1 protein-coding gene and 1 pseudogene are annotated in these 1,883 nt (G+C 67.4%); both read left to right on the top strand.

All coding sequences use genetic code 11. The annotated features are described in order from the left end of the window. The first annotated feature begins 135 nt into the window (after positions 1-135). Positions 136-899, top strand: a pseudogene (locus tag RHBS_RS27395) (DUF2470 domain-containing protein). A 34-nt stretch (positions 900-933) separates the two neighbouring features. After that, a complete protein-coding gene (locus RHBS_RS27390) occupies positions 934-1,743 on the top strand; it encodes a CPBP family intramembrane glutamic endopeptidase (protein ID WP_374700680.1) in 810 nt (269 codons plus the stop codon). Positions 1,744-1,883 lie beyond the last annotated feature (140 nt).

The following is a 1,883-nucleotide window of genomic DNA, read 5'->3' as shown; positions in this document are numbered from 1 at the left end:
TCCGCGGGCTCCACTCCTGTGGCCTGGGTCGTTCCGCGGGCTCCACTCCCGGGCACGGCCTTGCGATCCTCGCCACACCGCGCTAACTTAGGTTTGCCTCACCTACTCGTCTGACCGATCGCATCGGAGGAACCCATGCTCGGCGCAACCACCACCGGACCGACCACTGCCGAACGCGTGCGCAGTGCCTGCATGCGCGCCGATGGCGCAGCCTGGCCATCGACGGCAGCGACCCGGTGATCACATCCCTGCACCACCTGCGACCCAACGGAGATGATCATCGCCGTCCCCACCGACTCCCTCCACAGCGCGGTCACCTGGCAGTCCTCCCGTGCCGCAACGCCCGCCGTCCTCGAACTCACCGATCACGCGCCGCTCGCTCTGCGTGAACCGGTGCGATCGTTGGTGTGGCTTCGCGGCGATCTCCGCCCGGTTCCGGAATCGCTGATGCGGCCCATGGCCGGAGCGGTGGCCGCCGAACATCCGCATCCGGCCCTGCTCGACGTCGGCCACACCACGTCGCTGATGCGGCTGATCGTCACCTCCGCCGTGGTCGCCGACAGCACCGGAGCGGAGCCTGTCGACGTCGACACGTTGCTGGCCGCCGAGCCCGATCCCTTCTGGGAAATGGAGACCAGCTGGCTCGAGCACCTCGACTCCGACCACCCGGACCTGCTCGCCCAATTGGCCCGACGCTCCCGCCGTCGCTGCGGCAGGGTCGAATCCGGCCGCTCGGCATCGACCGCTACGGGATTCGGCTGCGGATCGAAGGCGAATGCGGCGACAACGACGTCCGGCTCGGATTCGCCGAGCCCGTCGAGGACGTCCTCTCGCTCAGTCGCGCGCTGCGCGTTCTCGCCGGCTGCCCGTTTCTGAACGGCCTACGGGCCCGAGGCTGACACCTCACTGCACGAAACAGGGCAGACTCGTGCGGTGATCGACTTCAAGAGCTGGTTGACGCCACCGCCGCCCGCGAGCACGGCTCCCACGCCCGATGCCCGCGAACGCACCACCATCAAGGTCGAGATCGCGATCGTCCTGCTGGTGACGTTCGGCCTGAGCGGTATGAGCAGCATCCTCTCGCTCGTCGAGGACGCGCTGCAGACCGCTGCCCTGTCCGATCAGACCGTGGCGCTGAACTCGTCGCGGTCGAGCTTCAGCCTCATCGATCTACTGTTCCAGCTGCTGAGCATTCTGCGACTGAGCGCCTGGGGAGCCCTGGGGTTGTATCTGCTGTGGCGAGCCGATCTGGCACCCCGAGCGATCGGGCTGGCCCGGCCGCGACTGAAGATCGACCTCGGTCACGGCGTCGGACTGGCCGCACTGATCGGGCTGCCCGGCCTGGCGCTGTATCTGGTGGGCAATGCGCTCGGATTCAATCTGAACGTCGTTCCCAGCGCCCTCGACGACCACTGGTGGCGCGTGCCTGCACTGATCCTGTACGCGCTGGCCAACTCCGGCGCCGAGGAGATCATCGTGGTGGCGTACCTGATCTCTCGCCTTCGCAGACTCGGTCTGAGCGAGAACGCCTCCCTGCTGTGCTCGTCGCTGCTGCGCGGCAGCTATCACTTCTATCAAGGCGTGGGCGGTGGAGTCGGAAACTTCCTCATGGGTCTGGTGTTCGGCCGCTACTGGCAGCGCACCGGCAGACTGTGGCCACTGCTGATCGCGCACGCTCTGATCGACATCGTCGCCTTCGTCGGTTACGCCCTCCTGCGCGAACATCTGTCGTGGCTCCCGTGAATCGGACGTCGAGGAAGACCGCTGTTCCCGCGACGACGGTTACAGTCGATCCGTGAACGACGACGATCGCTACGGACGGCACGGCGCGCCGGACCGGCGCACGCCGCCTCCCGGTCGAACGCCGCCTCCGGACCGAACCC

Source organism: Rhodococcus sp. BS-15, assembly GCF_000813105.1.
Lineage (GTDB): Bacteria > Actinomycetota > Actinomycetes > Mycobacteriales > Mycobacteriaceae > Rhodococcoides.
The sequence above is the reverse complement of the archived record's forward strand: the minus strand, read 5'-3'. Positions and strand labels throughout refer to the sequence as shown.